The organism is Neobacillus muris (assembly GCF_943193175.1).
GTDB classification, from domain to species: Bacteria; Bacillota; Bacilli; order Bacillales; family Cytobacillaceae; genus Neobacillus; species Neobacillus muris.
The window spans coordinates 38,073-64,199 of the sequence record NZ_CALPDF010000009.1; the positions used below are offsets into that span (position 1 = coordinate 38,073).

A 26,127-nucleotide genomic window follows, 5' to 3' on the forward strand; every position below is an offset into this window, starting at 1 on the left:
TATTCCCAAAAACATATCGATCCATAATTTGGGGATGTAAGTTACCTGGTCCTTCTTCTGCTTAAAATATGATGGCCATTTTGCAGAAATTGGCTTCTCGAATTGCGTACCTTTTCAATCCTTTCCTCTGCGAGCCGATCCGCCGCCAAATAGGTCGGTATACCATCACGCTTGGAAATTTCAATCACTTTTTCAATACTGTTGTAAATCTGTTCGACTTTTTTCATTGCCCTGTCATGATTATAACCGTAAAGCTCATCTGCCACATTAATGACACCGCCAGCATTAATCACATAATCAGGAGCATATACGATCCCCATCTCATGGATCATATCCCCATGGCTTGAATCCTTTAATTGGTTATTAGCAGAGCCGGCAATGACTTTAGCCTTTAACAACGGAATGGTTTGATCGTTGATGGTTGCTCCCAGCGCACATGGAGCATAAATATCGCATTCCACCCCATAAATATCATTTGGATCGGCCGCTGCTGCACCAAACTCCTCAACAGCGCGATTTACGGCCTCTTTATTAATATCGGTTACAATGAGCTGGGCACCTTCTTCATGTAAGTAGCGGCAAAGCGTGTAGGCGACATTGCCAACGCCCTGAACCGCTACCACTTTTCCCTCAAGAGAATCACTGCCAAACGCTTCCTTGGCCGCAGCTTTCATTCCCCTATACACACCATAAGCCGTAACAGGCGAAGGATTGCCAGATGATCCGAAGGCTGGCGATATGCCTGTTACATAATCAGTCTCTTCATGAATGAGATCCATATCAGCAACGGTTGTTCCCACATCTTCGGCTGTGATATACCTTCCATTTAGGCCTTGGATATACCTTCCAAACGCCCGAAACAATTCTTCGCTTTTATCCTTCCTAGGGTCTCCGATGATCACAGTCTTTCCGCCGCCAAGATTTAATCCAGCTGCTGCGTTTTTATAGGTCATTCCTCGTGCCAGCCTTAGCGCATCTTCTATCGCAGCCTCTTCTGAAGCATACGTCCACATCCGGGTTCCTCCTAATGCAGGTCCAAGTGTAGTATCGTGTATCGCAATAATGGCTTTTAAACCAGAAGGTTGATCTTGACAAAAAACAAGCTGCTCATAATCATATTTTTCTAGATAGTTAAAAATCTCCATTATTATTGTTTCCTCCTTAAAATTGAGAAAAAAAATATCGGCCTTCACGTTAGATGGTCTATTTGTTTCCAGAATTCCATTTTTCTTTTAAAACCACTCCGATAAAGTAATATGCAAATTTCGTGCCATGTTACATTTCTTTGTAAACGCTTTACAATCGGAGATAAAGTCTGCAATGTTTTTCTCACCATGCAAATTATTGCATGCTATTATTTTCAAGTTTATATTTTTCAAGCTTATAATATAAATTACGCACCGAAAGACCCAATGTTTTAGCCGTTAAGGTTTTATTTCCATTGAAACGCAATAGGGCCTGAGATATAATTTTTGCCTCATACTCTTCGACCATTTTCGATAAAGGCTGGCCGAAAATGGATGCAATGTTGTCATCGACAGCTGAATCATTCACCTGTTTACGATTGATTAATTCGGGCAAATGATGAACTTCAATAATTGTTTCCGCATAATGCATAAAAATAATCGCCCGGCCAAGAATATTTTCCAATTCTCTAACATTGCCCGGCCAATCATAGCGCATAAGCTGGTTTAGTGCAGACTGGGAAATTCCTTCTACATTCCGGCCATAGTCACGATTAAGCTTCGTTATTAGCCTTTCACATAATGACGGAATTTCTTCCTTTCTTTTCCGTAATGGAGGAATATGTATGGGCATTCGATTTAACCGATAATACAAGTCTTCCCGAAACGTACCTTTAGCAATCCCCCTTTCCAGATTGACATTCGTGGCTGCTATGACCCGAACGTTAATGGAGAGAGGCTTTGTGCCTCCTACACGGATAATTTCATTTTCTTGAAGCACCCTGAGCAGTTTGGCTTGAGTATTGGCAGATAGTTCACCAATTTCGTCTAAAAATATGCTTCCATTGTTAGCTTCTTCAAATAGGCCTCTTTTTCCGCCCCTGACAGCTCCTGAAAATGCCCCTTCCTCATAGCCAAATAATTCACTTTCCAATAAAGAGGCAGAAAGGGCAGCACAATTGACCCGAATGAATTTGTTATATTTTCGGTCACTCGCATTATGTATGGCATGGGCAAATAATTCCTTCCCTGTACCAGATTCCCCCCTAAGGAGGACCGTTGCCGGGGTTTTAGCCCCCAATTTGGCCTGCTCAATTGCAAGCATCATTTCGTCTGATGTTCCAATTATATCCTCAAAGGTGTATTTTGCCTCTAATGTCCGAATCAGCTGTCTGGCTCGATTTAATTCTCTGCTGAGCGATTTCATTTCAGACATATCGTGAATAACGCCAACACTCCCCTTTAAATTTCCATTTACAATGATAGGTGCCACGTTGACAATGACTTCCCGCTTACTCGGCCCGACTCTCATCGGAACCCCCCTGACCGCTTTTCTAGTTTGCAGGACCCTCATATGCATGCTTTCGCCTTCTGAAATATCAGCAGTAGCCGGCTGGCCGATGACTTGTTCCTCAGTAAGTCCGGTAATTCTCGTATAGGCGGGATTAATAAGAATTCCCCGCCCGAATTCATCCACAACTGAAATGGCATCATCGCTTGATTGAATGATTGCCTGCAGCATGGTTTGAATTTCTTTTAAATCGGTTATTTCCTCCGCAAGTTTCACAACCTCTGTGATATCCTTAAATACAGCCAGGGCTCCAATCAATGTTCCATTTTCCTCTATAATTGGAATCCTTGTCGTTATGACTTTTCTCCCATTGCCCAGCATCATTTCTTGATTCGTTTCGACCCGTTTCGTTTTTAGGATCAGCGGCAGACGGGATTTTGGAATCACTTCGGCTACATATCTTCCAAGGGCATCCTCTCGCTTTACCCCCATCATTTCTTCGGCACGCCTATTAAATAAAATGACGGACCCTTGGCTGTCAATACCAACCATCCCATCATTGGTGGCGTTAAAAATTAATTCCTGCAGATAGGATTCATATTGATGCTTATGGATCAGCTCTTCCTTTTGCTCCATTAGCTTTGAAACGAGAAAAGCAACACTGCCAGGAATTAATACCGTTTGTTTCGGCTTAGATTTCCGTAAACTTTGAAAAACATCCTCATTTCCAGTTACTTCAATCACAATGTCAATATGATCAGTCAAAAAAGGAGCCCAATCTGCCCCAGTTGGAATTCCTTCCTTTGCCGCAAGAATAATGCCGGGAGCACTTTGATTGCGGTCAATGACGGCTTTTACCTTTAATACTTCGGATTCTTTTAATATCTTTAGGACGGCCGTTCCGCCTTTTCCCGCTCCAACAATCATAACGTTCTGCATGTTCCCATCCCTTTCTTAACGGTGGATCGAGAAAATTTTTTCAACCATGTGGGAAATATATGAAATCTTTTTCATACTTTCATTTTAAATTGAATAAGTTATCTTGACAAATGGCAACCATATACTATTATTTTTGTAAGGGAAAAGAATGGTGGAAGGAACTTAAAAATGAAGCGAATTATAGCTCTATTGATTTTAGTGTTTCCGGGAATACTTGCGGTTTGGGGAATAAAATTAATGCGGGATATGACCTTTGGCATTTTAGATGAACCCTTTCCTTTCTATTGGCTTCAATTTTTGGCTGGACTTATCTTATGCGTTGGCGGTATTGGTTTTATTGCAGGTTTTATTTTGCACCGTGACCGAAAACGAAATAAAGTTCAAACTAAATTCAAGAAATCCAATTAAAGCAAGACACAAAAAAGATGACTCAATTATGGGTCATCCTTTTTGATAAAGTTTTCTAAGGTTTAACGCCTTGACAGGGTCATCGGTAATGATGGCAGTACAGTCTATTTGAAAGAAACGCCTCATATGGGCATCTTTATTGACTGTATATGGACGGACGGCGATTCCATTTTCCATCGTTGTTTTGATAATTTCATCAGGCAGCGTCGAATGTCTTGGATGAATCCCTTTCGCCCGAATGGATTGCGAATAAACCCATGGCATATAGATGCTCTCAATAAACAGAGGCGCTGTTTGAATTTCTGGCGCGATTCGATAGCTATAAACAATACTGTAATGGTTAAAGGAGGAAAAGATAATCCTGTTTGATAAATTGTATTTTTGGACAAGATTGACGACCTTATCTTCCATGCCTTCATACGGAATTAATCCATTTTTGAATTCAATATTACAGATCAGCTTATTTGTCTTCAGCCATTCAAGCACTTCTTCCAGGGCGGGAATTGGTTCTTTTCTTATCCCTTTTTTATTGGCATTCAGTTTCCTGATATCTTTAAACAAAAAATCTTTAACAAATCCGTTGCCGCTGGTCGTCCGGTCGACCTTTTCGTCATGGATGACAACCACTTCTCCATCCTTTGATAATTGGACATCCAATTCAATCCCATCTGCCCCTGCCTTCTCTGCAGCTATAAAGGAGCCCATTGTATTTTCTGCAAAAGAGGCGGAATATCCCCGGTGTGCAAATATCTGTGTCATCTACTCACATCCTAACTATCAATATGCAGTCTGCAAAATATCTTCCAAGACCAGCTTATGCAAGTTCTGTGAGTTTTCCCCTATTTTCCCAAAAGATTGATAAAAATGCCTCAAGGAACGGGGGTTTTTACGATTGCACAGTTATAAAAATTAAGATGCCTTATGCTCAAGGCGCAGTTTATCCGCAACCATGGCAATGAATTCAGAGTTTGTCGGTTTTGCTTTTGACATGCTGACTGTATAGCCAAATAAAGACGAGATGGAGTCAATATTGCCGCGGCTCCACGCAACTTCAATCGCATGGCGGATGGCCCGTTCCACTCGGCTGGCTGTTGTATTATATTTTTTTGCAATATCAGGATACAGCACCTTGGTAATCGAACCTAATAATTCAATATCATTGTAAACCATAGCAATGGCTTCACGAAGATATAAATACCCTTTAATATGGGCCGGAACACCAATTTCATGGATAATGCTGGTGATGGAAGCATCCAAGTTTTTCGGCTTCGCCTCTGCTTGGGGCCGGTAGCTGCCTGCCGCTGCCTTTCTAGCAGAAACTGTTGTTCTGCTGCCGCTCACTTGGCGAATATGGCTGCCTAAGTTCTCCATATCAAATGGTTTTAAAATAAAATAAGATGCCCCAAGTTCAACTGCCTTCTTTGTCACATCTTCCTGGCCAAAGGCCGTCAGCATAATGACATTCGGCAGGACTCCCTTTTTCAATTCACGAAGCCGTTCCAGAACAGCCAGTCCGTCAAGGTGAGGCATTATAATATCCAGCACGAGAACATCAGGATCGGTTGAGCTTAAAATATCTAAACATTCCTGGCCATTATGGGCGACTCCGACAACTTCCATATCTTCCTGGGATGATATATAATCCTCTAATAATTCAACAAGTTCTCTATTGTCATCAACGACACAGACTTTTATTTTTTTCAACTTGGTTCCTCCTCAATGCGAATACCATCTATTTTTTATTTAACATAATCATCTAACTCTATTCTAAATTAGAAATTCGACAATGCAACAAAAATTCCTCTCATTTTTTTAATATTTCATAAAATAGTGATAAAATCTTATCTTTTCTTAGTTTTTCTCGTTTTTTCGACTTGAAACGATATTTATCCGATGATTATCTTCTTTTTGTCGAAAAATCTCCATTTAAAAAAGAAGCAAAATAGGAATTTTTACCTATTTTGCTCCGGAGTTAACTTGCTTTTTCTTTAGGCATTTCATATATGTTAATTCCCGCTTCATTTAACATCCATTCGATATGGACTCCATAACCAGAGGTTGGATCATTTACAAAGACATGTGTCACAGCCCCCACCAGTTTTCCGTCCTGAATAATCGGGCTTCCACTCATTCCCTGTACAATCCCTCCTGTTTTTTCAAGGAGCTTCGGATCCGTTACCTTGATAACCATGCCTTTAGTCGCTGGAAATTTTTGCGGGATCGTGCTTACAATTTCAACGTTAAACTCTTCCACCTTGTCATTATCCACTACTGTCAATATTTTAGCTGGTCCTTCTTTAACCTGATGGGATAATGCAATAGGAAGCGGCTTATCCATGACACCATTTTTTAATTCTTTGTTTAGTTCTCCAAAAATGCCAAATGGACTATTCTTTGTGATATTGCCCACTATTTCACGGTCCGAGGAAAAACGGGCTAATTTTTCTCCCGGGTCTCCATTACTCCCTTTTTCAATGGAAGTAACAGTCGAACGGACGATTTGTCCATCTTCGACAACAATAGGTTTCCTCGTATCCATATCCGATATCACATGGCCTAATGCTCCATATTTCTTTGATTGCGGATGGATAAAAGTCATGGTTCCAATACCCGCAGCTGAGTCCCTAATATACAAACCAAGCTTATAGGTATTTTCTCCTTTATCCTTTAATGGAGTTAATTTTGTGGTAAACTTTCCATTTTCCCTGCTTATTTCCATGTCAAGCGGCTTTCCGCTTTGTCCTGCTGTTTGAACATATGGTGCTACATCAGTCATTTTTTCTATTTTGTTTCCATTGATTTCCGTTATGATATCGCCAACTTTAATACCTGCCAATTCACCAGGGGACCTTTTTCCATCAGGAGTATTGACTAAATGGTGCCCCACAACTAAAACTCCAACGGTATTTAATTTGACCCCAATTGACTGGCCTCCTGGTAGCACCCGAAAATCTTTGAGTACATTAACATCTACTTTTTTTATGGGGATTCCTGCATATTCTAACAGCATCTCATTCTTTCCTGGTTCTGATGCTGTTAAAGAAATGGATCGCTTTCCCTGATCAAGTGTGAGATTGTTTTGGGACTTGATATGAGCTGAAACCGGAGAAGCTTTGGAAAAATGTATATTTTCTCCTTCAAAAACGGTAACCGTTTTAGGGATACTTACATATTCACGCATAGGCTGAAAAAAAATAAGGCTGATTAATGAAACAAGGAGAATTCCACCAATAATTCTTCGCAATAGCTCTAACTTCAATTTTTTCACTCTCCTCGCTTCTTTTGCAATATAAATGGCTACATCTTTAATTTTGCCTCCTTGACAATCATTTATAACTCGGTCCCAGATAAAAAAGCTACCCAAGTTGGATAGCTTTTCATCTTTTTATAAAATTAACATGTTTTTTGAAATACTAAACGGGAGTTTCCACTTTGATTTTTACCGCCAGCTGCAATAACTCTTCAGCGTGTTGTTTGGTTAGGCTGGTAATTTCTGCTCCAGAAATCATCCGGCCGATTTCTTTTATCTTTTCTGTTTCATTTAATGGCAGTACGGATGTTTTGGTTCTGCCCGCTTTAATTTCTTTAGAGATAAATAAATGAGTATCTGCCATGGCTGCTACCTGCGGAAGATGTGAAATGCACAATACCTGCGAATTTACTGCAACTTTATATATTTTTTCAGCAATTGCCTGAGCCACCCTGCCGCTCACACCGGTATCCACCTCGTCAAAGATGATTGACGTGACACCCTGATGTTTAGAAAAAATACTTTTTAATGCCAGCATGATTCGTGACAGTTCACCGCCGGAAGCCACTTTTGACAATGGTTTTAATGGCTCACCCGGATTGGTCGAAATATAAAATTCTACATGGTCTGCACCAGTGCTTGAAAAATGCTGCCAGTCGGTTTCAAACCGGATTTCAAAGACCGTTTTCTCCATGTATAATTCCTTTAATTCTTTATGTATGAGCCCTGTCAGTTTTTTAGCCGATTTATGACGTAGTTCACTCAAATTCTTGGCTTCTAAAATAAGATCTTTTCTAACCGATGCCAGTTCCTTTTCTAGCTCGTCGATTCGTGATTCTTTATTTTGGATATTATCGATTTCCTCTTCAATTTTTGCCGCATATTCTAAAATTTCTTGAATCGTTTTCCCATATTTTCTTTTTAAATGGTTAATTTCATTTATCCTGGCTTCAATTTCATTTAAACGCTGGGGATCATATTCTAATCGGTCCAATTCCTGTCTTAATAAATTAGAGGCATCCTCCAATTGATAAAAGCAATTCGTCACCGTTTCATATACAGGCCGGTAGGCTGAATCAAGTGAGGCAGCATCCTCCAAATGGCTCATCGCCATTCCAAGCCAATCAAGACCCTTTTGCTCTCCATTTAAAGCATTATAGCTCATTTGGAAGGCCTCGAATACTTTCTCAAAGTTCCCTAATTTCCTTTTTTCCTCATACAGCTCATCATCTTCACCAAGCCTTAAATCTGCATTCTGTATTTCATTTAACTGAAATAAAATGAGATCGAGACGATGGGCCATTTGCTGGTCATTTTCACTTAACGCCTTTAGCTTTTGTCTAGTGTGTTCATACCGGCGGAAAACCTCTTGATATTCCTTGAGCGAAGCAGAAATTCCGTCCCCCCCAAATTGGTCCAGCAGCGGCAAATGCCTTGTTTCATCCATGAGTTCTTGGTGTTCATGCTGACCATGAATATCCACCAGCGTTCCGCCGATCTCCCGCAAAGTGGAAATGGTCACCAGCTTTCCGTTAATCCGGCAAATGCTTTTTCCATTTTTGGCAATATCGCGGCGCAAAATGACCATGCCTTCTTCAATATCAATCCCAAATTCCAAAGCTTTTTTATATATGGGATGGCTGTCATTATCGATTTGAAATAATCCTTCAATCTCCGCCTTTTCCTCACCGTGGCGGACAAATTCTGCCGACCCTCTCCCGCCGATTAATAAATGGATTGCATCAATAATAATGGATTTGCCTGCACCGGTTTCTCCAGTTAAGACAGTCAAACCCTTTTTGAATGAAATAGTTAACTTCTCTATAATCGCAAAGTTCTTAATTGATAGTTCTGAAAGCATGAAACACTCCCCCAAATTAGAGCATATCCAGGAACCTTTGTGTGATGGTTTCTGTATCTTCCGGTGTCCGGCAGATAATGAGCATCGTATCATCACCGCAAATGGTGCCTAGTATTTCATCCCAGTCGAGATGGTCAATTAGAGCGCCGATTGCCATGGCATTGCCGGGCAGACATTTCATCACAAGCAAATGTCCTGCCGAATCAATCCTGACAAAGGCATCAACCAATGCCCGTTTTAGTTTTTGCAGCGGGTTAAACCTTTGATCGGCAGGAAGGCTGTATTTGTAACGGCCATCAGTTAATGGCACTTTAACAAGATGCAGCTCTTTAATATCTCGGGAAACGGTCGCCTGAGTCACATTATAGCCTGCATTTCTAAGCTCATCGACGAGCTCATCTTGTGTTTCGATATCATTGCTGGCAATAATTTCTCTTATTTTGATATGTCTTTGTCCCTTATTCATTCTTTCACCTCAAAGTTTAAGACACCTTAGTATATAACTGCTAACATGTCTCTTCTACCCATATGTTAGCCGATTTATCCAAATTTGTCATGCAATGTTTGTATGAAAATAAGCAAAAATGTATAAAAAGGATAAGCTCAGCGGCTTATCCTTTTCCAAAAAACACCTGCATCATCACTTATTCTTGTTTGGAATGGAACGCATGGTGCGCTTCCTTTACTACATCAACAGGAGGAAACGGCAAATGATTAATACCTAGATCATCGTTTCCGAGCCATTTCAGGTGAATCAGGAATTCGATATTTCCGTCTCCGCCAGTAATGGGTGAATAGGAAAGATTCCGGATATCATACCCTTGTTCAAGAGAGAAATTCATAATTTTTTCAATCACCTGAAGATGAACTTTTTCGTCCCGCACAATTCCTTTTTTGCCGACTTGCTCCCGCCCCGCCTCAAATTGTGGCTTAATCAGGGCAACAATATCGCTTCCTGGCACAAGCAGCGTTTTTAATACTGGCAAAATTAAGGTTAGGGAGATAAAGGAAACATCAATGGTAGCAAACGTTGGCATTTCCTCTTGCAAATCAGCTGGGGTTACATAACGGAAATTAGTCCGCTCCATCACAATGACTCGATCATCCTGCCTAAGCTTCCATGCCAGTTGGTTGTAGCCAACATCCAAAGCGTAGGACATTTTGGCACCGTTTTGCAAAGCGCAATCAGTAAATCCCCCTGTTGATGCACCAATATCCAGCATGATTTTATCAGCTACTGAAACATCAAATACCTTTAGCGCTTTTTCTAGTTTTAGCCCGCCCCTGCTAACGTAAGGCAATGCATTGCCTTTAACTTGAAGCGGAATATCCATTTTGACTTTTTCACCTGGTTTGTCAAGGCGTTCTTCATTGGAATAGACCAACCCCGCCATAATCGCCCGTTTTGCCTTTTCTCTCGTTTCACATAAACCTCTTTCAACCAATAAAACATCTAATCGTTCTTTCGTTTTCATTATGTTAAGCCCTTTGCTGTTTTTTGCCGGCCATAATAGAGATTCTTTTTACAGCTTCCTCTGCGGTAAGTCCAATTTCTCCAAGCAGTGAATCCACATCTCCATGTTCAATAAATTGGTCCGGTATACCCATTCTGTCAATTTGCGTGTGATAATACCCCTGGTCATGGGCATACTCAAGAACGGCACTGCCAAATCCCCCTTGAAGAACAGCTTCCTCAATGGTAAGAATTGGGATATGCTTATCCAAAATATTCGTCAGCATTGTTTCATCAAATGGTTTGATAAACCTGGCATTGATAACCTGTACCGATATCCCCTGCTTTTCAAGCTTCATGGCGGCATCAAGTGCCATTGGGATGGTTGTTCCGAAGGTTAAGATCGCTGCATCATAGCCTTCTTTCAAAACCTCCCAGGACCCAATCGGGATGGCCTGCAAGTTCTCATCCAAAGGAACACCGACTCCATTGCCGCGCGGAAATCTCATGGCAATTGGCCCTTTATCATAATTTAAAGCCGTATAAACCATATGCTGGCCTTCATTTTCATCTTTCGGCATCATTAATACTATATTAGGAACATGCCGTAAAAACGCAATGTCAAAAACTCCTTGATGGGTCTCTCCGTCTGCTCCAACTAACCCCGCACGGTCAATGCCAATAAACACGTTCAAATTTTGCCGGCAAATATCATGAACCACTTGATCATATGCCCGCTGCAGAAAAGTGGAATAGATCGCCAGAAATGGCTTCATATCCTGAGTTGCCAGACCTGCTGCGACTGTTGCCGCATGCTGTTCGGCAATCCCCACATCATACATGCGGTCAGGAAATTCACGGGCAAATCCTTCAAGCTTAGAACCGACAGGCATAGCCGGAGTGATGGCTACTACCCTGTTATCATCACGGGCAATCCGCCTAACTGTCTCACTAACCAAACTGCTCCAGGCTGGCGGCTGTTTTTTGCTGGGTTTCACAAAATCGCCTGTATCCATTTTATAGGGCCCTGTGCCATGCCAAGTACCTATTTTATCCGTTTCCGCCGGTTTAAACCCTTTACCCTTTTTGGTCACTACATGAAGAAGAACTGGCCCTTCAGTTTTTTTGGCATAGGCCAGATTTTCGAAAAGAGCTTCAAAATTATGTCCATCGATTGGCCCTAAATAAGTAAATCCCAATTCTTCAAAGAACATGCCGGAAACAAAAAGATATTTCAGGCTGTCTTTAATTCGTTCTGCGGTAGCAGCCAATTTGCCGCCCACAGCAGGAACCTTTTTCAAGAGGACCTCCAGTTCATCTTTTACCCATTGATATTTTCCTGCTGTGCGTAATTGTCCAAGGATATTATGCACAGCTCCCACATTTGGGGCAATCGACATTTCATTATCATTTAATATGACAATCATGTCCTTTTTTTCATGTCCAATATGGTTCAAAGCCTCTAGCGCCATACCGCCGGTCAAGGCCCCATCACCGATTACAGGTACCACATAATGCTTTTCTTTTTTGAGGTCTCTAGCAATCGCCATCCCCATTGCAGCGGACAACGAGGTAGAACTATGCCCAGTCTCCCAGACATCATGTTCACTTTCGACCCTTTTTGGAAAGCCGCATAGTCCTTTAAACTGTCTTAATGTATCAAATTCACCAGCTCTCCCTGTCAGGATTTTATGGACGTATGACTGGTGCCCAACATCCCAAATAATCTTGTCTTTGGGACTGTCGAAGCATTTATGTAAAGCGATGGTTAATTCCACCACTCCTAAATTGGGTCCAATATGGCCTCCGGTAACGGAGAGCTTTTCGATTAAAAAGCGGCGGATATCCCTGCTTAATACCTCGAGTTCAGCATTTGACAGCCCTTTTAGAAAGGCAGGGTCTTTGATTGATAATAGATCCATACATGGATCACTCACTTTCATACTTTTTCTTCTCTAGCGGCTAGTTAAAAATAAGCCGCTAACACGGGCGTGATAACGGCATTGTTCACGGTTCTAGATTTCAATTCATTATAACATACTAATTATATTGCCTCAAATAGCTGTTTTTTAACGGTCCCGTGAAGCAACTAAATCGGATAATTCCATTAGCAAACCCGTATTTAGACCTGTGAGCTGCAGATATTCCTTGGCGCTCAGTATGTGGTTCCTGAGGGCATCCCTTGCGCCTTCCAAAGTCAAAACTTTAGGGTAAGTGCTTTTATGATTAACTGTATCACTGCCAACTGGCTTGCCGATTAATTGTTGATTGCCTACCAAATCAAGAATATCATCCTGAATTTGAAAGGCAAGTCCAAGGTGATGGGCATATCCGCGAAGCTGGTCAAGCAATGTTTGGCTTGCCTCAGCCAAGATCGCACCTGCCTGAACACTAAATCCTAACAGCTTACCGGTTTTATGAATATGGATGTACTCAAGCTCCTCGATGGAAAGTTCCTTTCCTTCCCCTTCCATATCTGCCACCTGTCCGCCAACCATGCCTTCCGTCCCTGCCGCTTTGGCCATTTCAGCAATTAGCTTAAGTTTGGTCTCAGGAGAAGCAAATTCTGACGGAGTACTTGCTATCACTTCAAAGCTATAAGTTAACAAAGCATCTCCAGCAAGCGTGGCTACCGCATCGCCGTATACAATATGATTGGTTGGTTTTCCACGTCTTAAATCATCATTATCCATACTTGGTAGGTCATCATGGATGAGTGAATAAGTGTGAATCATCTCAATGGCCGCTGCCGCCCGGAGGCCATTTTTCGGGTCAATGCCGAAAGCATCAAGTGTGGCAAATAAAAGCAATGGCCGCATTCTCTTCCCGCCGGCTTCAAGAGAATATATCATCGACTCCTTCAATATTGGCGGAGCATCCAGCTGTTCCACCAACAAGCGCAGTTCCATCTCAAGCAATTTTTTATATTCATCAGCAAATGAGTCTAACCTGGTTTCCACCACTAATCCTCCTCATCAATTGAAAAGCTCTCCGTACGCCCGTCCTCTGTAATGATTTGGGTTAATTGTTCCTCAACATTTTTTAATTTATCATGACAAAGTTTCGATAATTCCATGCCCTCTTTGTAAAAGCTGATTGCCTCTTCTAAAGGAACATCTCCTTCTTCAAGCTTTTCAACAATTTGCTCTAATTTTGCCATTGCCTCTTCAAAAGAAAGGTTATTTTCCGCTGGCATTTTTTTCACTCCCCTCGATAGTCTCTACTTTACAGTATACTTGCCCATCTGTTAATTGTATTTGAACTTGTTCATCCGGCTCGACTTGCGTAACACTTTTTAAAAGCCGATGATCCACTGTATAGGCCAAACTATAGCCCCGTTCCATAATCTTCAATGGACTCAGCGCTTGAAGGGTGGAAAGAATTTTGTCAAAATCAGTTTGTTTTTTGGTAACCGTATGCTGCAGGGCCCGGTTCATTTCCTTTTGTAGTCTCTCAAACTTTTGTTTGGCATCCTCTAACACCTGGCGGGGATGATTTCGCTGAATTCGTTGGAACAAAACTTCATGTTGTTCCTTCTTCCCCATAATTAAACGTAAGGTATTCCGTTCCAGCATTTCAGTAAGCTTGTCGGCCTGTTCCAACTTTTGCTCATATAACCGATGCGGGTAGCGGAAGGCATAAGATTTTTTCACTCGGTTCAGCCGTTCTGATTCAAATCGGAATCTTTCCCGCATGGATCTAAGAAGCCTTGACTGCCGCTGCAATACTCTATCCATTAATTCCTCGATATGCGGTACTGCCAGTTCTGCAGCGCCGGTTGGGGTTGGAGCCCGAAGGTCAGCAACAAAATCCGCGATCGTAAAATCCGTTTCATGGCCAACCGCAGATATAATCGGAATCCGCGATTGGTATATCGCCCGGGCGACAAGTTCCTCGTTGAAAGCCCATAATTCTTCAATTGACCCGCCGCCGCGCCCAACAATTAAAACATCCATTTCTCCCATCGCATTGGCTCGTTCAATGGCTTTGGCAATCGATGGTGCAGCATGATCCCCTTGGACAAGAGCGGGAAATACAAGGATTTTTCCAATTGGATATCGTCTTTTTATGGTCGTTATGATGTCCCTGATCGCAGCGCCTGTCGGTGAAGTAATTACCCCGATGGTCTGAGGAAACATCGGGAGAGGCTTTTTATTTTGAGAGGCAAACAATCCTTCTGCTTCTAATCTTTGTTTTAATTGTTCATATGCTAAAAATAACTCCCCGATCCCATCTGGCTGCATTGCTTTTATATATATTTGATACTGGCCGCTCGGTTCATATACAGTGATATCACCTTTCACGATGACCTTCATCCCGTTTTCCGGAGAAAATTTCATGGTCCTGGACTCCCGCGAAAACATAACTGCCAAAATGCGGGCGTTTTCATCTTTTAAGGTAAAATACATATGGCCGCTAGAGTGCTGTTTAAAGTTTGAAATTTCTCCGCGGACATGGATGTCACGCAAATGGGGGTCTGCATCAAATTTCCGTTTTATGTATTTAGTTAACGCATGTACAGTTAAATATGGTTGTTCCTGCATAACGGCTCCTTCTTAAAAGTGAGAATAAAACTGTCCTTATCTATTATATATTCAGCACATGGTTTTGTCAGGATGATGAACCAACCGGCTGAATAAAAGATAAGGACAATTCACATTACACTCTATTGGTTTAAACTTTCTGCCGCTGATTTTAAAGTATTATACATCAGCATCGTAATTGTCATGGGGCCCACACCCTTAGGAACTGGGGTAATAAAACCTGCTTTTTCGCTTACCTCATCAAATTTCACATCACCGCAGAGCTTCCCTGCTTCATTGCGGTTGATCCCTACATCAATTACGACTGCCCCTTCTTTAATATGGTCTGCGGTAATAAAGTTTGGAATTCCTACGGCTGCTACAACAATATCAGCCTGCCTGGTATGTAACTTTAAATCCTTTGTTTTGGAGTGGCAATATGTCACCGTTGCATTTTGATTTAAAAATAACTGTCCGACTGGTTTGCCGACAATATTGCTTCTTCCAACAATAACGACATGTTTTCCTTCAACAGTAATTCCTGTCTCATCAAGAAGTACCATTATTCCATATGGGGTACAAGGTAAAAAGGCATTCTGCCCTGTCATCATTCTGCCGATATTTATCGGATGAAACCCATCCACATCTTTTAATGGCGAGATCGTTTCAATCACTTTTCTTTCGTCAATATGGTCTGGAAGCGGGAGCTGCACCAGAATTCCATGAATGGCGGGATCATCATTTAATTCTTCGATCTTGGCAAGTAACTCCTGCTCAGGCACCCCGTTTGCCAGTTCAATTAGCAAAGAGTTCATGCCAAGTTCCTGACATGCTTTTTCTTTATTGCGTACATAGGTTTTTGACGCATCATTGTTCCCTACCAAAATGACAGCCAACCCTGGGGTAATCCCATTGCCCTTTAGAATTTGCACCTCTTTGGCGATTTCAACCCGTTTTTTTGCGGCAATATCCTTGCCATTAATCAACTGTGCAGTCATGTCACTCATTCTCCCCTTACCCTTTGATTATTCACTCGCCAGTCAGTTGTTGTTTCACCTTGGATAGCACACCATTAATGAACTTGCTTGACTGGTCGTCCCCGTAGATTTTGGCAATCTCGATGGCTTCGTCTATAACGACATTTGCCGGCACTTCCCCTTGCAAATATTTTAATTCATAAGCAGCAATCCTCAGGATATTCCGGTCAACAGCTGCCAGGCGGTCCATCGACCATTTTTCAAGGTTTTTAACAATAAGCTGGTCGACTACTTGTTTATGATCGATTACACCTAAAACAAGGTTTGATAGATAATCATCCCCAGCTTGTCCATCCAATACGTGGCCGATCGCTTCTGATGGCTCACTGCTGCTGACATCAATTTGAAATAGTGCTTGCATTGCCTTTTCTCTGGCTGTTCGTCTCTTCATTATACATATATCTCCTTTTACGGTATTAACTAGTTTTGTCTATTTATATACATCATTTAGTATTAAACAAATAGAAAACCTTACACATAAAAAGATAATAGCATAACTAACAAGGTTTAGCACGGTCAGAAATAAAAGTGGCAATAGAAAAACCAAAGGCTGCCCTTTGGTTTTTCGGTTAGACTTCTTCCTCAACGGCGGGTTCTTGCTTTTGATTTTCAAATTGAACCCCGACGACATGGATATTAACTTCCTCAGCCTCTAAAGCTGTCATGTTTAATAAAGCCTGGCGGATATTTTCTTGAATCTTTCCAGCAACAGCTGGAATGGAAATGCCAAATTTTATTAGGCAGTACACATCAATTTTGATGCCGGTATCGTCTAGTTCTACTTTTACACCTTTACCATGGTTTTTTCTTCCTAACCGTTCTACTACTCCGGCAGCAAAATTCCCGCGCATTCCAGACACACCTTCAACCTCAGATGCTGCTATGCCGGCAATCACCTCGATTACTTCTGGAGCAATCTCAATCTTTCCAAGTCCTTCATTGTCTTGTTCCATTTCTAGAATATTAAACTCACTCATCCCAAACACCTCCAATTATTAAACAGTTTTCATCACATCGTACATTTCAAGAAATTTGGTGTTGAATGCCCCTTCAACAAACTTTTCATGTTCGAGGAGTTTTAAGTGAAACGGAATGGTGGTGTGAATGCCTTCCACAACAAATTCACTCAGTGCCCGCTTCATTCTGGCAATCGCCTCATCCCTTGTACTGCCATATGCAATTACCTTGGCAATCATCGAATCATAATAAGGCGGAATGGTGTACCCAGGATACGCGGCAGAATCCACTCGGACTCCCAGGCCGCCAGGCGGCAAGTACATCTTAATTTTTCCAGCTGAAGGGAGAAAGTTTTTCTCCGGATTTTCAGCATTGATCCGGCACTCGATTGCCCATCCGTTAAAGGTGACATCCTTCTGGGCCAACAATAATTTTTCACCATTTGCAACCCGGATTTGTTCTTTAATTAGATCTGTCCCGGTTACCATTTCCGTTACTGGGTGCTCCACCTGAATTCTGGTATTCATTTCCATGAAATAAAATTTGCGATTTCGGTAATCATATATAAATTCTACCGTTCCCGCCCCTGAATAATCAACTGCTTTTGCAGCCTTAACAGCCGCATTTCCCATTTCTGCACGAATTTCTCCATCAAGTGCCGGTGAAGGTGATTCCTCCAGCAGTTTTTGCAGGCGCCGCTGGATGGAGCAATCCCTTTCGCCCAAATGAATTGCATTGCCGTAATTGTCAGCAAGGATTTGAATTTCAACATGTCGGAAATCTTCAATATATTTTTCCAAATAGACCCCAGGGTTGCCAAAGGCTGTTAATGCTTCCTGCTGGGTAATATTAATGCCTTTGATCAATTCCTGCTCATTTCTGGCAACGCGGATTCCTTTCCCGCCTCCGCCGGCAGTTGCTTTTATGATTACAGGGTACTCAATTTTGCGGGCCAAATTAATGGCTTCATCGATATCACTGATAATTCCTTGCGATCCAGGCACAATCGGAACACCAGCTTCTCTCATGGTTTCTCTTGCTATATCCTTCGTTCCCATCTTGTTAATGGCTTCTGGACTTGGACCGACAAAGGTAATATTGCATTCCCGGCAAAGTTCAGCAAAATCGGCATTTTCCGCTAAGAAACCATAGCCTGGGTGAATGGCGTCACAGCCTGTTAATTTGGCTACACTGATTATATTTGCTACGTTTAAATAACTGTCCTTTGACGATGTGGGTCCAATACAGTACGCTTCATCAGCCAGCTGCACATGCAATGCCTCGCGGTCTGCCTCAGAATATACAGCAACTGACTCGATTCCCATCTCACGGCAGGCCCTAATGATCCTGACTGCTATTTCTCCTCTATTTGCAATTAACAGTTTTCTTATCATCCTGTTACGCTCCTTATTCAGGTCTTACCAAAAATAACGGTTGGCCGTATTCTACTAGCTGTCCATTCTTCGCCAATACTTCGACAATTTCTCCATTTACTTCGGCTTCAATTTCATTAAATAATTTCATAGCCTCCACGATACAGACTACTGTATCTTTGGATACCTTTGAACCTGGTTTTACGTATACATCAGCATCCGGACTTGGAGAAGCATAAAATGTGCCAACCATAGGAGAAGTAATTTTATGTAGATTTTCAGAAGCAGGTGATTCCGCTTTTGCTGTTTCCTGTGCTGGCTTTTCTCCAGAAACCGGTGCCGCTTGCTCACTGACCGCTGCAGACGTCACTTGAGGCGCAGCAGGCACTTGTGGAGCAGCTGCTTGCACAATTGGCTGAACCGTTGTCACTGCTGCTGTTCCAATCTTCTTCATTTTAATTTTTGAACCGTCATTCTCATACACAAATTCATCAATGCTAGACTGATCCACTAGTTTAATTAATTCGCGAATTTCTTGTATTTTCAGCATTAACATACACCCCTTGTACTTTATAATGTACTGTTTTATGATTATTGCCGCTGTCTAAATTCTAACTGCTTCATAAATTGACTCTTTAGAAATCATGAATGAAGCGACTGAATTTATGACTAGCTACTAATACTATACGATAATACCTCCTATTAGTTCAATAAGCTATTTTTAGTATTATGGAGAGACTCCCCTTCTTTCATATTAATATGTTCTGGTAAAAATGTGAAATTTGATGTCCTTTAATGACTATCAAAAGTTTATTTTTTCCTTTTTAACAATAAATAAACAAAGGAAAGCCGTTCCGGCTCTCCTTTTTGACTAATGGTAATGATACCTTGTTTTTCCTAGGTTTTTTATTTGGAAGGCTGGTAGGTTACAGCGACAAAATTGGTTTCTCCCATTTCTTTCTTAACCTCAAGAATGATTTTGTTTGCTTCAGAAGCGGATGGTTTATTTTTTGATTTAACCGTCACATTTACTTTTTCCCCATCGGCTCTGACGAGGACATCCTCATATCCCATTGTTTTGATTAAGCCCTCCAACAGTTCTTCCTTTTGGGCAGTTTCCCTCAGCTGCTCCATTTGATCCTTGGCTTTGCTGCGCTCACTAGGCGGGAGATTGGTGGATGCAATCGTATTGGTTAAATCTTCTTCCTGCTTGCTTCGGGATTCATCAAGCTCCATCCGCATTTCTTCAAATTCAGCATCGCCGGCAATGGTAGAAACAATGGTCTTTTCATCCTCATTGGATTTTGCACTTGATTTCGTTTTAGTTTCTGCCTTATCTGCTGCCTCTTGCTGCACCTGGGCAAGATTGTTTGTTTTTTGCTCTGGTGAAGTAATGTAATAGACTGATAATACGACGACAAGACTTAACATGGTTAATAACCAAACTGTTTGTTTTTTCAATAGCATGTAAAATCCCCCTTTTATTTTTTAGGAAATACCCCAACGCGATGGCTTGGGACGCCCAATGCCTTGGTTACTGCTTCCACAATCCACTTTTTCACTTGAATATTTTCGGCGCCCTTGGCTACTACCATGACACCGCGAATATCAGGCCTTTTGGTTTCAACTACAATGGGAACCTCTTTTTCGCCATTGCGAATAATAACAACTTGTTCATCTGTTGAGATATCCTGGACTTTTCTTTGGCCGCCTTCCCGGTCTGTTTCCTCGGTAGTCTGTTCCTTCGTCACCTGATTTTTTTCGAGAACCTTGCGATCAGTTGAATCAATCGTAACAACAACCGTTACATCATTGACACCCAATATTTCTTGGAGAGCCTTTTCCAGCTGGCTTTCATACTTTTCTTCATAATCTTCAATCGCCTGATTCGTTGAACTTTTTTTCAAGCCGAATGCCGGAACATCTTCGTCTGATTCAGTTGGGGCTGCATTTGACTGTTGGTTTTCCCCGGAGCTCTTTCCAGGTGTCATAACGACATTGCCAACAATCATAAAGGCTGCCCCTATACAGAGGACAAGCAGCATATACTGATATTTCCCTGGTTTTTTTCCGGGTTTTTCTTCGCTCGTTTCATTGTTAAGTTTCAATAGTTTTTTGAACCATGAAAACGGTCCTTGATTATTGCTCATCTTTCGACTGGATCCCCCCTTCTATCGAAACATCGATTGTTTCTTTGGATACGTTCCATTTTTGCGATAGAAATGCTGCTATTTTTTCAGTTTCACCTGATGACTTTTGAGATGATGGAAGAGGTGTTTCTGTATCAATTTCTATGGGCTTGATTGCTTCCACTGCCTTACTGCCTGTATCCGGCTGTTTTAAATGAATCATTACCTTTTGGAGGTTTTCAGGAAATGCTTTGTCCACTTGTTCATCCGTTTCAATATCGATTTTTGCTATCTCCAATCCGTATTGTTCCATCAACTCCTCCTTAACTCCGCTTTTCAGCTGGACAGCCATTTCTTCTAAAATATATGCATCTTGTGAGGCTTGTATTTCTTTTTTCTTCAAATCTATTAAATTTTCCATATTTTTTTCTCCTGAGTTTCCTGCCGATGGAATGGCTGCAATCGCTGATTCGAAGTCATTGGAGATAAGTTTCAAAATCGGAGTGAGAATAATCGCAATTAATAGTAGCCCTGTCACCATTTTGGTGTATTTTTGAAAGCTGGAATTTGGAAGGAGCATATCAATGACGGTCGCCAGCAGAATGAAGAGAATGATATTAGTAACCCACTCTTTTAAAAATTCCATCTCGGCTGCGCACCTCCTATCTCATCATCATCGTTAAATTTCCAGCGGCCACAATGACCGTAATGCTTAAGAAGAACATAAGTGAAACAATGGCTAATGCTGCAAATACATAAATCACACTCTTGCTGATAATATCCAAACAGGTAATGATTGGCCCGCCGCCTAACGGCTGAAGGATGGCAGCGGCAAATTTATAAATAAAAGAAATCATTAAAATTTTCAAAGCTGGAAATGCCACAATGATCAGCAGGATTGCCACTCCGGCGATGCCAACCGTATTTTTTAACAACACGGAGGCACTTACGACCGTATCGGTCGCATCGGTAAACATTCTGCCGATAACCGGTATAAAGTTTCCCGTAATAAATTTTGCAGTTCGGATCGTGATTCCATCCGTGACGGCAGCTGATGCCCCCTGCACGGATATAACCCCTAGAAATACCGTTAAAAACAATCCCATTAATCCGATGCTCCAATTTCTCAGCAGCCCAGCCAGCTGTGTAACCTTATACTGTTCAGATATGGTGCTGACAACACTGAGCAAGGTGCCTAGAAAAAGCAGCGGAAGGATAATGTATTGCATGAACAACCCACTGGTATTCATTAAAAACAGGATAACTGGATGAAAAAAGGCTGCTGACACAAGTCCTCCGGAAGCAGCAATTAAAGCAAGGAGAATGGGAATCAGCGCAAGCACAAATGATATCATCGTTTCAATTGCTTCAGTGGTATAACTGATGGCAATGTGAAAGCTATTGAGCGCAAGAATGACCAAAACCATATAAACAATCGCATAGGCAATTTTGCTAATATTGCTTTTTTCAAACGCGTTTTGCATCGATTGCAGGAACATACTAAAAATAGCCAGCATAATTAAAGTGCCCAGCAATTTTCCATTCGCTGTGAACTCATGGAAGACAAATTTTAAAAATCCCTGCCCCCACTCTTTTAACGAAAAGTCCTTCTCCCCTTTAATAAACTCATAGAGGCTCCCCTTTTGGCTTTCGGGCAGAAAACCGCCATATTTTTGGGAGATATCTTCCCAAAACTTTGTGAGTTCAGATAAATCCAATGTTTCCAGCTGAGCATCTACCAGTTCCTGAGGTGAGGAAGGAGTTTTCGAATCTTCATTATTCTCGACAGCTTGTACACCTGACGTAAAAAAAAACATAAATAGAACTATCATTATAGGAATGAACTGCAGCCTTTGCTTCAATGGTTACACCTCTTTAAAAACGCCAAGCGCTCCTCTCTTGCCATTAGTACTCCAGCGCTCCGTTTTCTTTTTTACTTCAGTCCTGGTTTTAACTTGGAATCAGCTTGATAATCGTCTCAATTAGCACCGTCAGGATCGGTATAGCCATGGCTAGAATGATGATTTTTCCTGCTAATTCAATTTTTGAAGCGATTGCTCCCTGGCCGGCATCCTTGGTAATCTGGACAGCAAATTCGGCTATGTAGGCAATTCCAATGATTTTGAGGATTGTTTCCACATAAACCATATTTACCTTTGCATTCAGCGCCAGCCGCTCGAGCATATGAATGATCTCATAAATTTTATCTACTAAAAAAAGAAAGATGGAGCAGCCGACAAACACAATTAACAGGAAGGCAATGTTTGGTTTTTGCTCTTTAATAATTAAGGAGAGAAAGGTAGCAACCAGCGCTATTCCAACTATTTTAAGAATCTCAATCGCAAAGCCCTCCCTTCTATTGAAACAAAAACACCGATTTAATTTTTTGGAACAAATCACTCACAATCGATGCCACCTGGAAAAGAATGTAGATGAATCCAAACAATGTCACCCATTGGGCATACTCTTTTTTGCCTACTTGATCCAGCACGGTATGAAGAAATGCCACAACAATTCCCACTCCGGCTATTTTAAAAATAATATCCACTTCTAAACCCATTGCTTTTCCCCCTAAAATAGTAGAATAATCAACAGCAAGCCTGACAAAAATCCCAGACTCTTGACCATTTTTTCGTATTTTGCCTGTGCTTGGACAGCTTCAGCTTCTTCTCTTTCTAAATGGGAAAGAGTCAGCATAATCTGCTTTTGCTGGGAAAAGCGATCATGGCGCCCCAAGGTCTCTCCAAATTGCTTCATAATCTCAAATTCTGCTTTTTTGAGGGCCGTAGCATTCCAAACTTCTTTTAGACTGGACTGCCAGGCCTCCTTTACTGTCGTTTCAGTATCCATTAATTTTTGAGAAAAGGTGGAAAAGAAGGTGGAAAGCGGCTTAGACAATTGTTCTGCCAGCCTCCTTGCTGCCTCATGCAAGGGGGTGTGCCCATACATAATTTCTGCTTCAAGCGATTGCAAGGCGCTCCTTAACGCCCTTAACTGTTTGGGACGGTCACTAAAATGCCTGGAGGCCTCGAAGCCGGTCAATGTGGTGGCCACAATAATAAATATGGCGCCAATCAGTTTTACCATCTATGTCACACTCACTTTTTGCTTCAATTCTCTTCCGGATTCATCCAGTATATGAGTAATCGTTCCAGGACCATCGCTTCTATTAAGGACAACAAAACGCTGAAAAATTTTCTGGCTGATTATCTCTTTTAGCGTCGGCCTCCCCGTTATCTCTTCCAAGCTCGTCCCGTGCGTTGTCATGATCAGCTTAATTCCGGCATGGACAGCCTCCAGTATGGCCTCGGTGTCTTCCCAGCGGCCAATTTCATCCACAATTAACACCTCTGGACTCATGGAGCGGATCATCATCATCATTCCCTCCGCTTTTGGACAGGCATCCAGCACATCCAGGCGGTGCCCGAATGTTAATTGCGGAACCCCATTGACACATCCGGCAATTTCACTTCGTTCATCGACAATTCCAACCTTGCAGGCAGGAATATTTCTGCCGCCGGTTGAAATAATTCTGGCAATATCTCGAAGCAAGGTGGTCTTTCCTGTTTGAGGCGCTCCGATTACCATGGTATTCTGCCAGGTTCCGTTATATATAAATGGAATGATGCCTTGAGCGCTTCCGATTTTTTCCCTGGCGATTCGAATGTTAAATGACGAAACATCCCTAATCGCCTTTACCCTGCCTTCTTCCAAGATGACTTTTCCGGCCAGCCCTATTCGATGACCGCCGGAAACTGTTATATAACCTCGTTTAAGTTCCTCTTCCAGGGTATAGATCGAAAAGTGGCTGATTTTATTTAACAAGTGAATGGCATCCTCCGGCTGAATGATATACGGCAAAAAACACGGGGTCCCCTTTATCGACAGCTCAATCGGCCGGTGAATTCTAATTCTGATTTCTTCCAATTCTTCTAGCTGTTTAGGAGGGATTTGTTTCATTTGTTCTGCAATGTTTTTTGGCAAAAAGCTTTGAATGGTTTCCACATAGCTGCCTCCTTTAGTTCTTTGGCTTATTAAACACTTCTTTCGGATTCCATTTGGGATATCTTGCTTGTTTCGCATCCTTGTTACTGGCCTCTCTAGTATCTGCTATTTAAAATGTATGCCTGCTTGGCCACATTATGACTGTCAAATCACGCTATTCTTTTAATCTACTGATTGAATTTGCAAACAAAAAAAGGATTGAACCTTAATAAAGGCCAATCCTTTTCCTATTAGTTGTCGTATTTTTTTGCCCAGTTGTATAACTGCATTTCCGTTACCGGACCGTTATAATGTTCTCTGATGACTCCCTGTTTATCAATGACAAAGGTTTCCGGCTGTCCCGTTACATTAAACTGCTTTGCCACCTTGGCGTTATAATCAAAGAGATACGTCATTTTGTCTTTATTGTTTTCAGAAACCTTTTTGATACGATCAATGGTTTCACCACGATTTATCATCAGTAAAGGATATTTGTTCCCATAATCCTTTTGAAAGGCCGCCAGCTCTGGAAATTCTTCCTTACATGGAGCACACCAGCTCGCAAAGTAATTCAAAATCACCACTTCGCCTTTATAATCCGAAAGTTTGGTTGTACTCCCATCATAATTTGGCAGTTCGAATTTATAAGCCTGGTCACCTACATCCGTGTGTTTTCCTTTTGTGACCAAGCTATATCCAAAAAAACCAAACATGCTAATAATTAGAATCAACACGAGTGATTTAATGATCGGTTTCTTCATCGTATCGCCTCCCCTACCACCCATGGGTATTGTACGAAATACGCCGGCGTAATCGCCAGCCTAATTCAATTTATTTCTCCAGCAGTTTTAAAAATTCAATTTCCTTCTTCAGTTTGCTTTGTTTTCTGTCCAGAATAAAAATATAGCCAAAAATAACAACCCAGGCAACCGTATATGCGGCATACATATATTGATAATTCATCTTAATTCCTCCTAATTTTCCATATCTGCTCTTAATTTTTCTTTGTAATGCTCTACCTTTATTTTCATATTTTCAAGTGTGACACCCTTATTTAACAGATAACCATAAAGAACAGTGAAAGCTAGTATCGAAATTAACAATGCGGCAAGCATGGTAGGGGCTATGCCGCCTCCTGATTGGTCCGATCCTTCACCAAATACGACCGGATGCAATTTTGTCTGCCACCAGCGAATGGCAAAGAATACGATCGGAACATCCACAAACCCAATAATGCCAAAGACAGACGCCAGCCTTGCCTTTTTATCCCAAACTCCATCCATTTGGCGAATCATAATGTAAGCAATGTAAATAAAAAATAGAATCAGGGTGGTAATCAGCCTCGGCTCCCAAACCCACCATGTGTTCCACGCTGACTTCGCCCAAATGGGACCTGTTGTTAAAACAATGATGGTGAATACAACACCAATTTCCGCTGACACATAGGCATATGTATCAAATATCCTTTGTCGTTTTACTAGAAACAGAATACTAAACACACAAGTTACAAAAAAGGCAAAAAAGGCAACCCACGCGGAACTTACATGGAAATAAAAGATTTTTTGGGCAGCGCCCATTGTTTTTTCTTCCTCTGCATAAAGGAAGATAAAATAGATTGACGTCAACATTGTCACAATGGTACTGCCCAATAATACCTTTGGCAGATACGAGCGCTTCGTTTCCGAAAGCTTTGTTTCAGGGAGCACCGGTTTTTCACGTTCTAGATTCATACTCATTG

At 41.6% G+C, this 26,127-nt stretch carries 29 protein-coding genes; 1 reads left to right on the forward strand and 28 read right to left on the reverse strand.

Annotated features, from left to right (window positions below; all coding sequences use genetic code 11):
• Nucleotides 1-41: 41 nt before the first annotated feature.
• Nucleotides 42-1,145 (reverse strand): branched-chain amino acid dehydrogenase, encoded by a 1,104-nt coding sequence (gene bcd, locus NFS43_RS08880; protein ID WP_251551304.1) that lies wholly within the window; start codon nucleotides 1,143-1,145, stop codon nucleotides 42-44.
• Between the two features lie 196 nt (nucleotides 1,146-1,341).
• Nucleotides 1,342-3,414 (reverse strand): sigma 54-interacting transcriptional regulator, encoded by a 2,073-nt coding sequence (locus NFS43_RS08885; protein ID WP_251551305.1) that lies wholly within the window; start codon nucleotides 3,412-3,414, stop codon nucleotides 1,342-1,344.
• Nucleotides 3,415-3,582: 168 nt separating this feature from the next.
• Between NFS43_RS08885 and NFS43_RS08890 the strand changes: the two genes are divergently transcribed.
• Nucleotides 3,583-3,822: a DUF2627 domain-containing protein gene (locus NFS43_RS08890; RefSeq protein ID WP_251551306.1), complete on the forward strand. Its 240-nt coding sequence runs from the start codon at nucleotides 3,583-3,585 to the stop codon at nucleotides 3,820-3,822.
• A gap of 33 nt (nucleotides 3,823-3,855) precedes the next feature.
• On the opposite strand, the gene NFS43_RS08895 is transcribed toward NFS43_RS08890, so the two are convergent.
• The 26 genes from NFS43_RS08895 to NFS43_RS09020 form a co-directional block, all read right to left on the reverse strand.
• Nucleotides 3,856-4,581: a glycerophosphodiester phosphodiesterase gene (locus NFS43_RS08895; RefSeq protein WP_251551307.1), complete on the reverse strand. Its 726-nt coding sequence runs from the start codon at nucleotides 4,579-4,581 to the stop codon at nucleotides 3,856-3,858.
• 150 nt (nucleotides 4,582-4,731) lie between these two features.
• Nucleotides 4,732-5,526, reverse strand: a complete 795-nt coding sequence (gene spo0A, locus NFS43_RS08900) for a sporulation transcription factor Spo0A (protein WP_251551308.1) — start codon at nucleotides 5,524-5,526, stop codon at nucleotides 4,732-4,734.
• Nucleotides 5,527-5,794: 268 nt separating this feature from the next.
• Nucleotides 5,795-7,090, reverse strand: coding sequence for a SpoIVB peptidase (gene spoIVB / locus NFS43_RS08905; RefSeq protein WP_420910312.1), 1,296 nt, complete (start codon nucleotides 7,088-7,090; stop codon nucleotides 5,795-5,797).
• A 145-nt stretch (nucleotides 7,091-7,235) separates the two neighbouring features.
• Nucleotides 7,236-8,933, reverse strand: coding sequence for a DNA repair protein RecN (gene recN, locus NFS43_RS08910; protein ID WP_251551310.1), 1,698 nt, complete (start codon nucleotides 8,931-8,933; stop codon nucleotides 7,236-7,238).
• Nucleotides 8,934-8,949: 16 nt separating this feature from the next.
• Nucleotides 8,950-9,399, reverse strand: a complete 450-nt coding sequence (gene ahrC / locus NFS43_RS08915) for a transcriptional regulator AhrC/ArgR (RefSeq protein ID WP_251551311.1) — start codon at nucleotides 9,397-9,399, stop codon at nucleotides 8,950-8,952.
• 178 nt (nucleotides 9,400-9,577) lie between these two features.
• Nucleotides 9,578-10,408 carry a TlyA family RNA methyltransferase gene (locus NFS43_RS08920; RefSeq protein WP_251551312.1) on the reverse strand — a complete coding sequence of 277 codons (831 nt, stop codon included), beginning with the start codon at nucleotides 10,406-10,408 and terminating at the stop codon, nucleotides 9,578-9,580.
• 4 nt (nucleotides 10,409-10,412) lie between these two features.
• On the reverse strand, nucleotides 10,413-12,308 hold the full coding sequence (gene dxs / locus NFS43_RS08925) for a 1-deoxy-D-xylulose-5-phosphate synthase (RefSeq protein ID WP_251551313.1): 1,896 nt from the start codon (nucleotides 12,306-12,308) through the stop codon (nucleotides 10,413-10,415).
• Nucleotides 12,309-12,455: 147 nt separating this feature from the next.
• Complete coding sequence (locus tag NFS43_RS08930) at nucleotides 12,456-13,346, reverse strand: polyprenyl synthetase family protein (RefSeq protein WP_251551314.1); 891 nt, start codon at nucleotides 13,344-13,346, stop codon at nucleotides 12,456-12,458.
• Nucleotides 13,347-13,348: 2 nt separating this feature from the next.
• Nucleotides 13,349-13,582, reverse strand: a complete 234-nt coding sequence (locus NFS43_RS08935) for an exodeoxyribonuclease VII small subunit (protein ID WP_251551315.1) — start codon at nucleotides 13,580-13,582, stop codon at nucleotides 13,349-13,351.
• Entirely contained in the window at nucleotides 13,566-14,930 is a 1,365-nt protein-coding gene (gene xseA / locus NFS43_RS08940; protein ID WP_251551316.1) for an exodeoxyribonuclease VII large subunit, read from the reverse strand. The genes NFS43_RS08935 and xseA overlap by 17 nt, the downstream gene beginning before the upstream one ends.
• A 122-nt stretch (nucleotides 14,931-15,052) precedes the next feature.
• Nucleotides 15,053-15,907: a bifunctional methylenetetrahydrofolate dehydrogenase/methenyltetrahydrofolate cyclohydrolase FolD gene (gene folD, locus NFS43_RS08945; protein WP_251551317.1), complete on the reverse strand. Its 855-nt coding sequence runs from the start codon at nucleotides 15,905-15,907 to the stop codon at nucleotides 15,053-15,055.
• A 31-nt stretch (nucleotides 15,908-15,938) separates the two neighbouring features.
• Complete coding sequence (gene nusB / locus NFS43_RS08950) at nucleotides 15,939-16,337, reverse strand: transcription antitermination factor NusB (RefSeq protein WP_251551318.1); 399 nt, start codon at nucleotides 16,335-16,337, stop codon at nucleotides 15,939-15,941.
• 178 nt (nucleotides 16,338-16,515) lie between these two features.
• On the reverse strand, nucleotides 16,516-16,923 hold the full coding sequence (locus tag NFS43_RS08955; RefSeq protein ID WP_251551319.1) for an Asp23/Gls24 family envelope stress response protein: 408 nt from the start codon (nucleotides 16,921-16,923) through the stop codon (nucleotides 16,516-16,518).
• Nucleotides 16,924-16,941: 18 nt separating this feature from the next.
• Nucleotides 16,942-18,297 (reverse strand): acetyl-CoA carboxylase biotin carboxylase subunit, encoded by a 1,356-nt coding sequence (gene accC, locus NFS43_RS08960; RefSeq protein ID WP_251551320.1) that lies wholly within the window; start codon nucleotides 18,295-18,297, stop codon nucleotides 16,942-16,944.
• A gap of 13 nt (nucleotides 18,298-18,310) precedes the next feature.
• Complete coding sequence (accB, locus tag NFS43_RS08965; RefSeq protein ID WP_251551321.1) at nucleotides 18,311-18,826, reverse strand: acetyl-CoA carboxylase biotin carboxyl carrier protein; 516 nt, start codon at nucleotides 18,824-18,826, stop codon at nucleotides 18,311-18,313.
• A 356-nt stretch (nucleotides 18,827-19,182) separates the two neighbouring features.
• Nucleotides 19,183-19,743, reverse strand: coding sequence for a SpoIIIAH-like family protein (locus NFS43_RS08970; protein WP_251551322.1), 561 nt, complete (start codon nucleotides 19,741-19,743; stop codon nucleotides 19,183-19,185).
• Between the two features lie 14 nt (nucleotides 19,744-19,757).
• On the reverse strand, nucleotides 19,758-20,426 hold the full coding sequence (gene spoIIIAG, locus NFS43_RS08975; protein ID WP_251551323.1) for a stage III sporulation protein AG: 669 nt from the start codon (nucleotides 20,424-20,426) through the stop codon (nucleotides 19,758-19,760).
• Nucleotides 20,416-21,051: a stage III sporulation protein AF gene (gene spoIIIAF / locus NFS43_RS08980; RefSeq protein ID WP_251551324.1), complete on the reverse strand. Its 636-nt coding sequence runs from the start codon at nucleotides 21,049-21,051 to the stop codon at nucleotides 20,416-20,418. The genes spoIIIAG and spoIIIAF overlap by 11 nt, the downstream gene beginning before the upstream one ends.
• Before the next feature lie 16 nt (nucleotides 21,052-21,067).
• Nucleotides 21,068-22,267, reverse strand: coding sequence for a stage III sporulation protein AE (gene spoIIIAE, locus NFS43_RS08985; RefSeq protein WP_277613918.1), 1,200 nt, complete (start codon nucleotides 22,265-22,267; stop codon nucleotides 21,068-21,070).
• A gap of 88 nt (nucleotides 22,268-22,355) precedes the next feature.
• The gene (spoIIIAD, locus tag NFS43_RS08990) at nucleotides 22,356-22,745 is read right to left on the reverse strand and encodes a stage III sporulation protein AD (protein WP_251551393.1); all 390 of its coding nucleotides are present in this window, start codon (nucleotides 22,743-22,745) and stop codon (nucleotides 22,356-22,358) included.
• A gap of 16 nt (nucleotides 22,746-22,761) precedes the next feature.
• Nucleotides 22,762-22,965 carry a stage III sporulation protein AC gene (spoIIIAC, locus tag NFS43_RS08995; protein WP_251551326.1) on the reverse strand — a complete coding sequence of 68 codons (204 nt, stop codon included), beginning with the start codon at nucleotides 22,963-22,965 and terminating at the stop codon, nucleotides 22,762-22,764.
• A gap of 11 nt (nucleotides 22,966-22,976) precedes the next feature.
• Nucleotides 22,977-23,492 carry a stage III sporulation protein SpoIIIAB gene (spoIIIAB, locus tag NFS43_RS09000; protein ID WP_251551327.1) on the reverse strand — a complete coding sequence of 172 codons (516 nt, stop codon included), beginning with the start codon at nucleotides 23,490-23,492 and terminating at the stop codon, nucleotides 22,977-22,979.
• Nucleotides 23,493-24,410, reverse strand: coding sequence for a stage III sporulation protein AA (gene spoIIIAA, locus NFS43_RS09005; RefSeq protein WP_251551328.1), 918 nt, complete (start codon nucleotides 24,408-24,410; stop codon nucleotides 23,493-23,495).
• A 230-nt stretch (nucleotides 24,411-24,640) separates the two neighbouring features.
• Entirely contained in the window at nucleotides 24,641-25,150 is a 510-nt protein-coding gene (locus NFS43_RS09010; protein WP_251551329.1) for a TlpA family protein disulfide reductase, read from the reverse strand.
• Between the two features lie 70 nt (nucleotides 25,151-25,220).
• A complete protein-coding gene (locus tag NFS43_RS09015) occupies nucleotides 25,221-25,352 on the reverse strand; it encodes a CcmD family protein (protein ID WP_251551330.1) in 132 nt (43 codons plus the stop codon).
• A gap of 11 nt (nucleotides 25,353-25,363) precedes the next feature.
• The gene (locus NFS43_RS09020; RefSeq protein WP_251551331.1) at nucleotides 25,364-26,125 is read right to left on the reverse strand and encodes a cytochrome c biogenesis protein; all 762 of its coding nucleotides are present in this window, start codon (nucleotides 26,123-26,125) and stop codon (nucleotides 25,364-25,366) included.
• Nucleotides 26,126-26,127 lie beyond the last annotated feature (2 nt).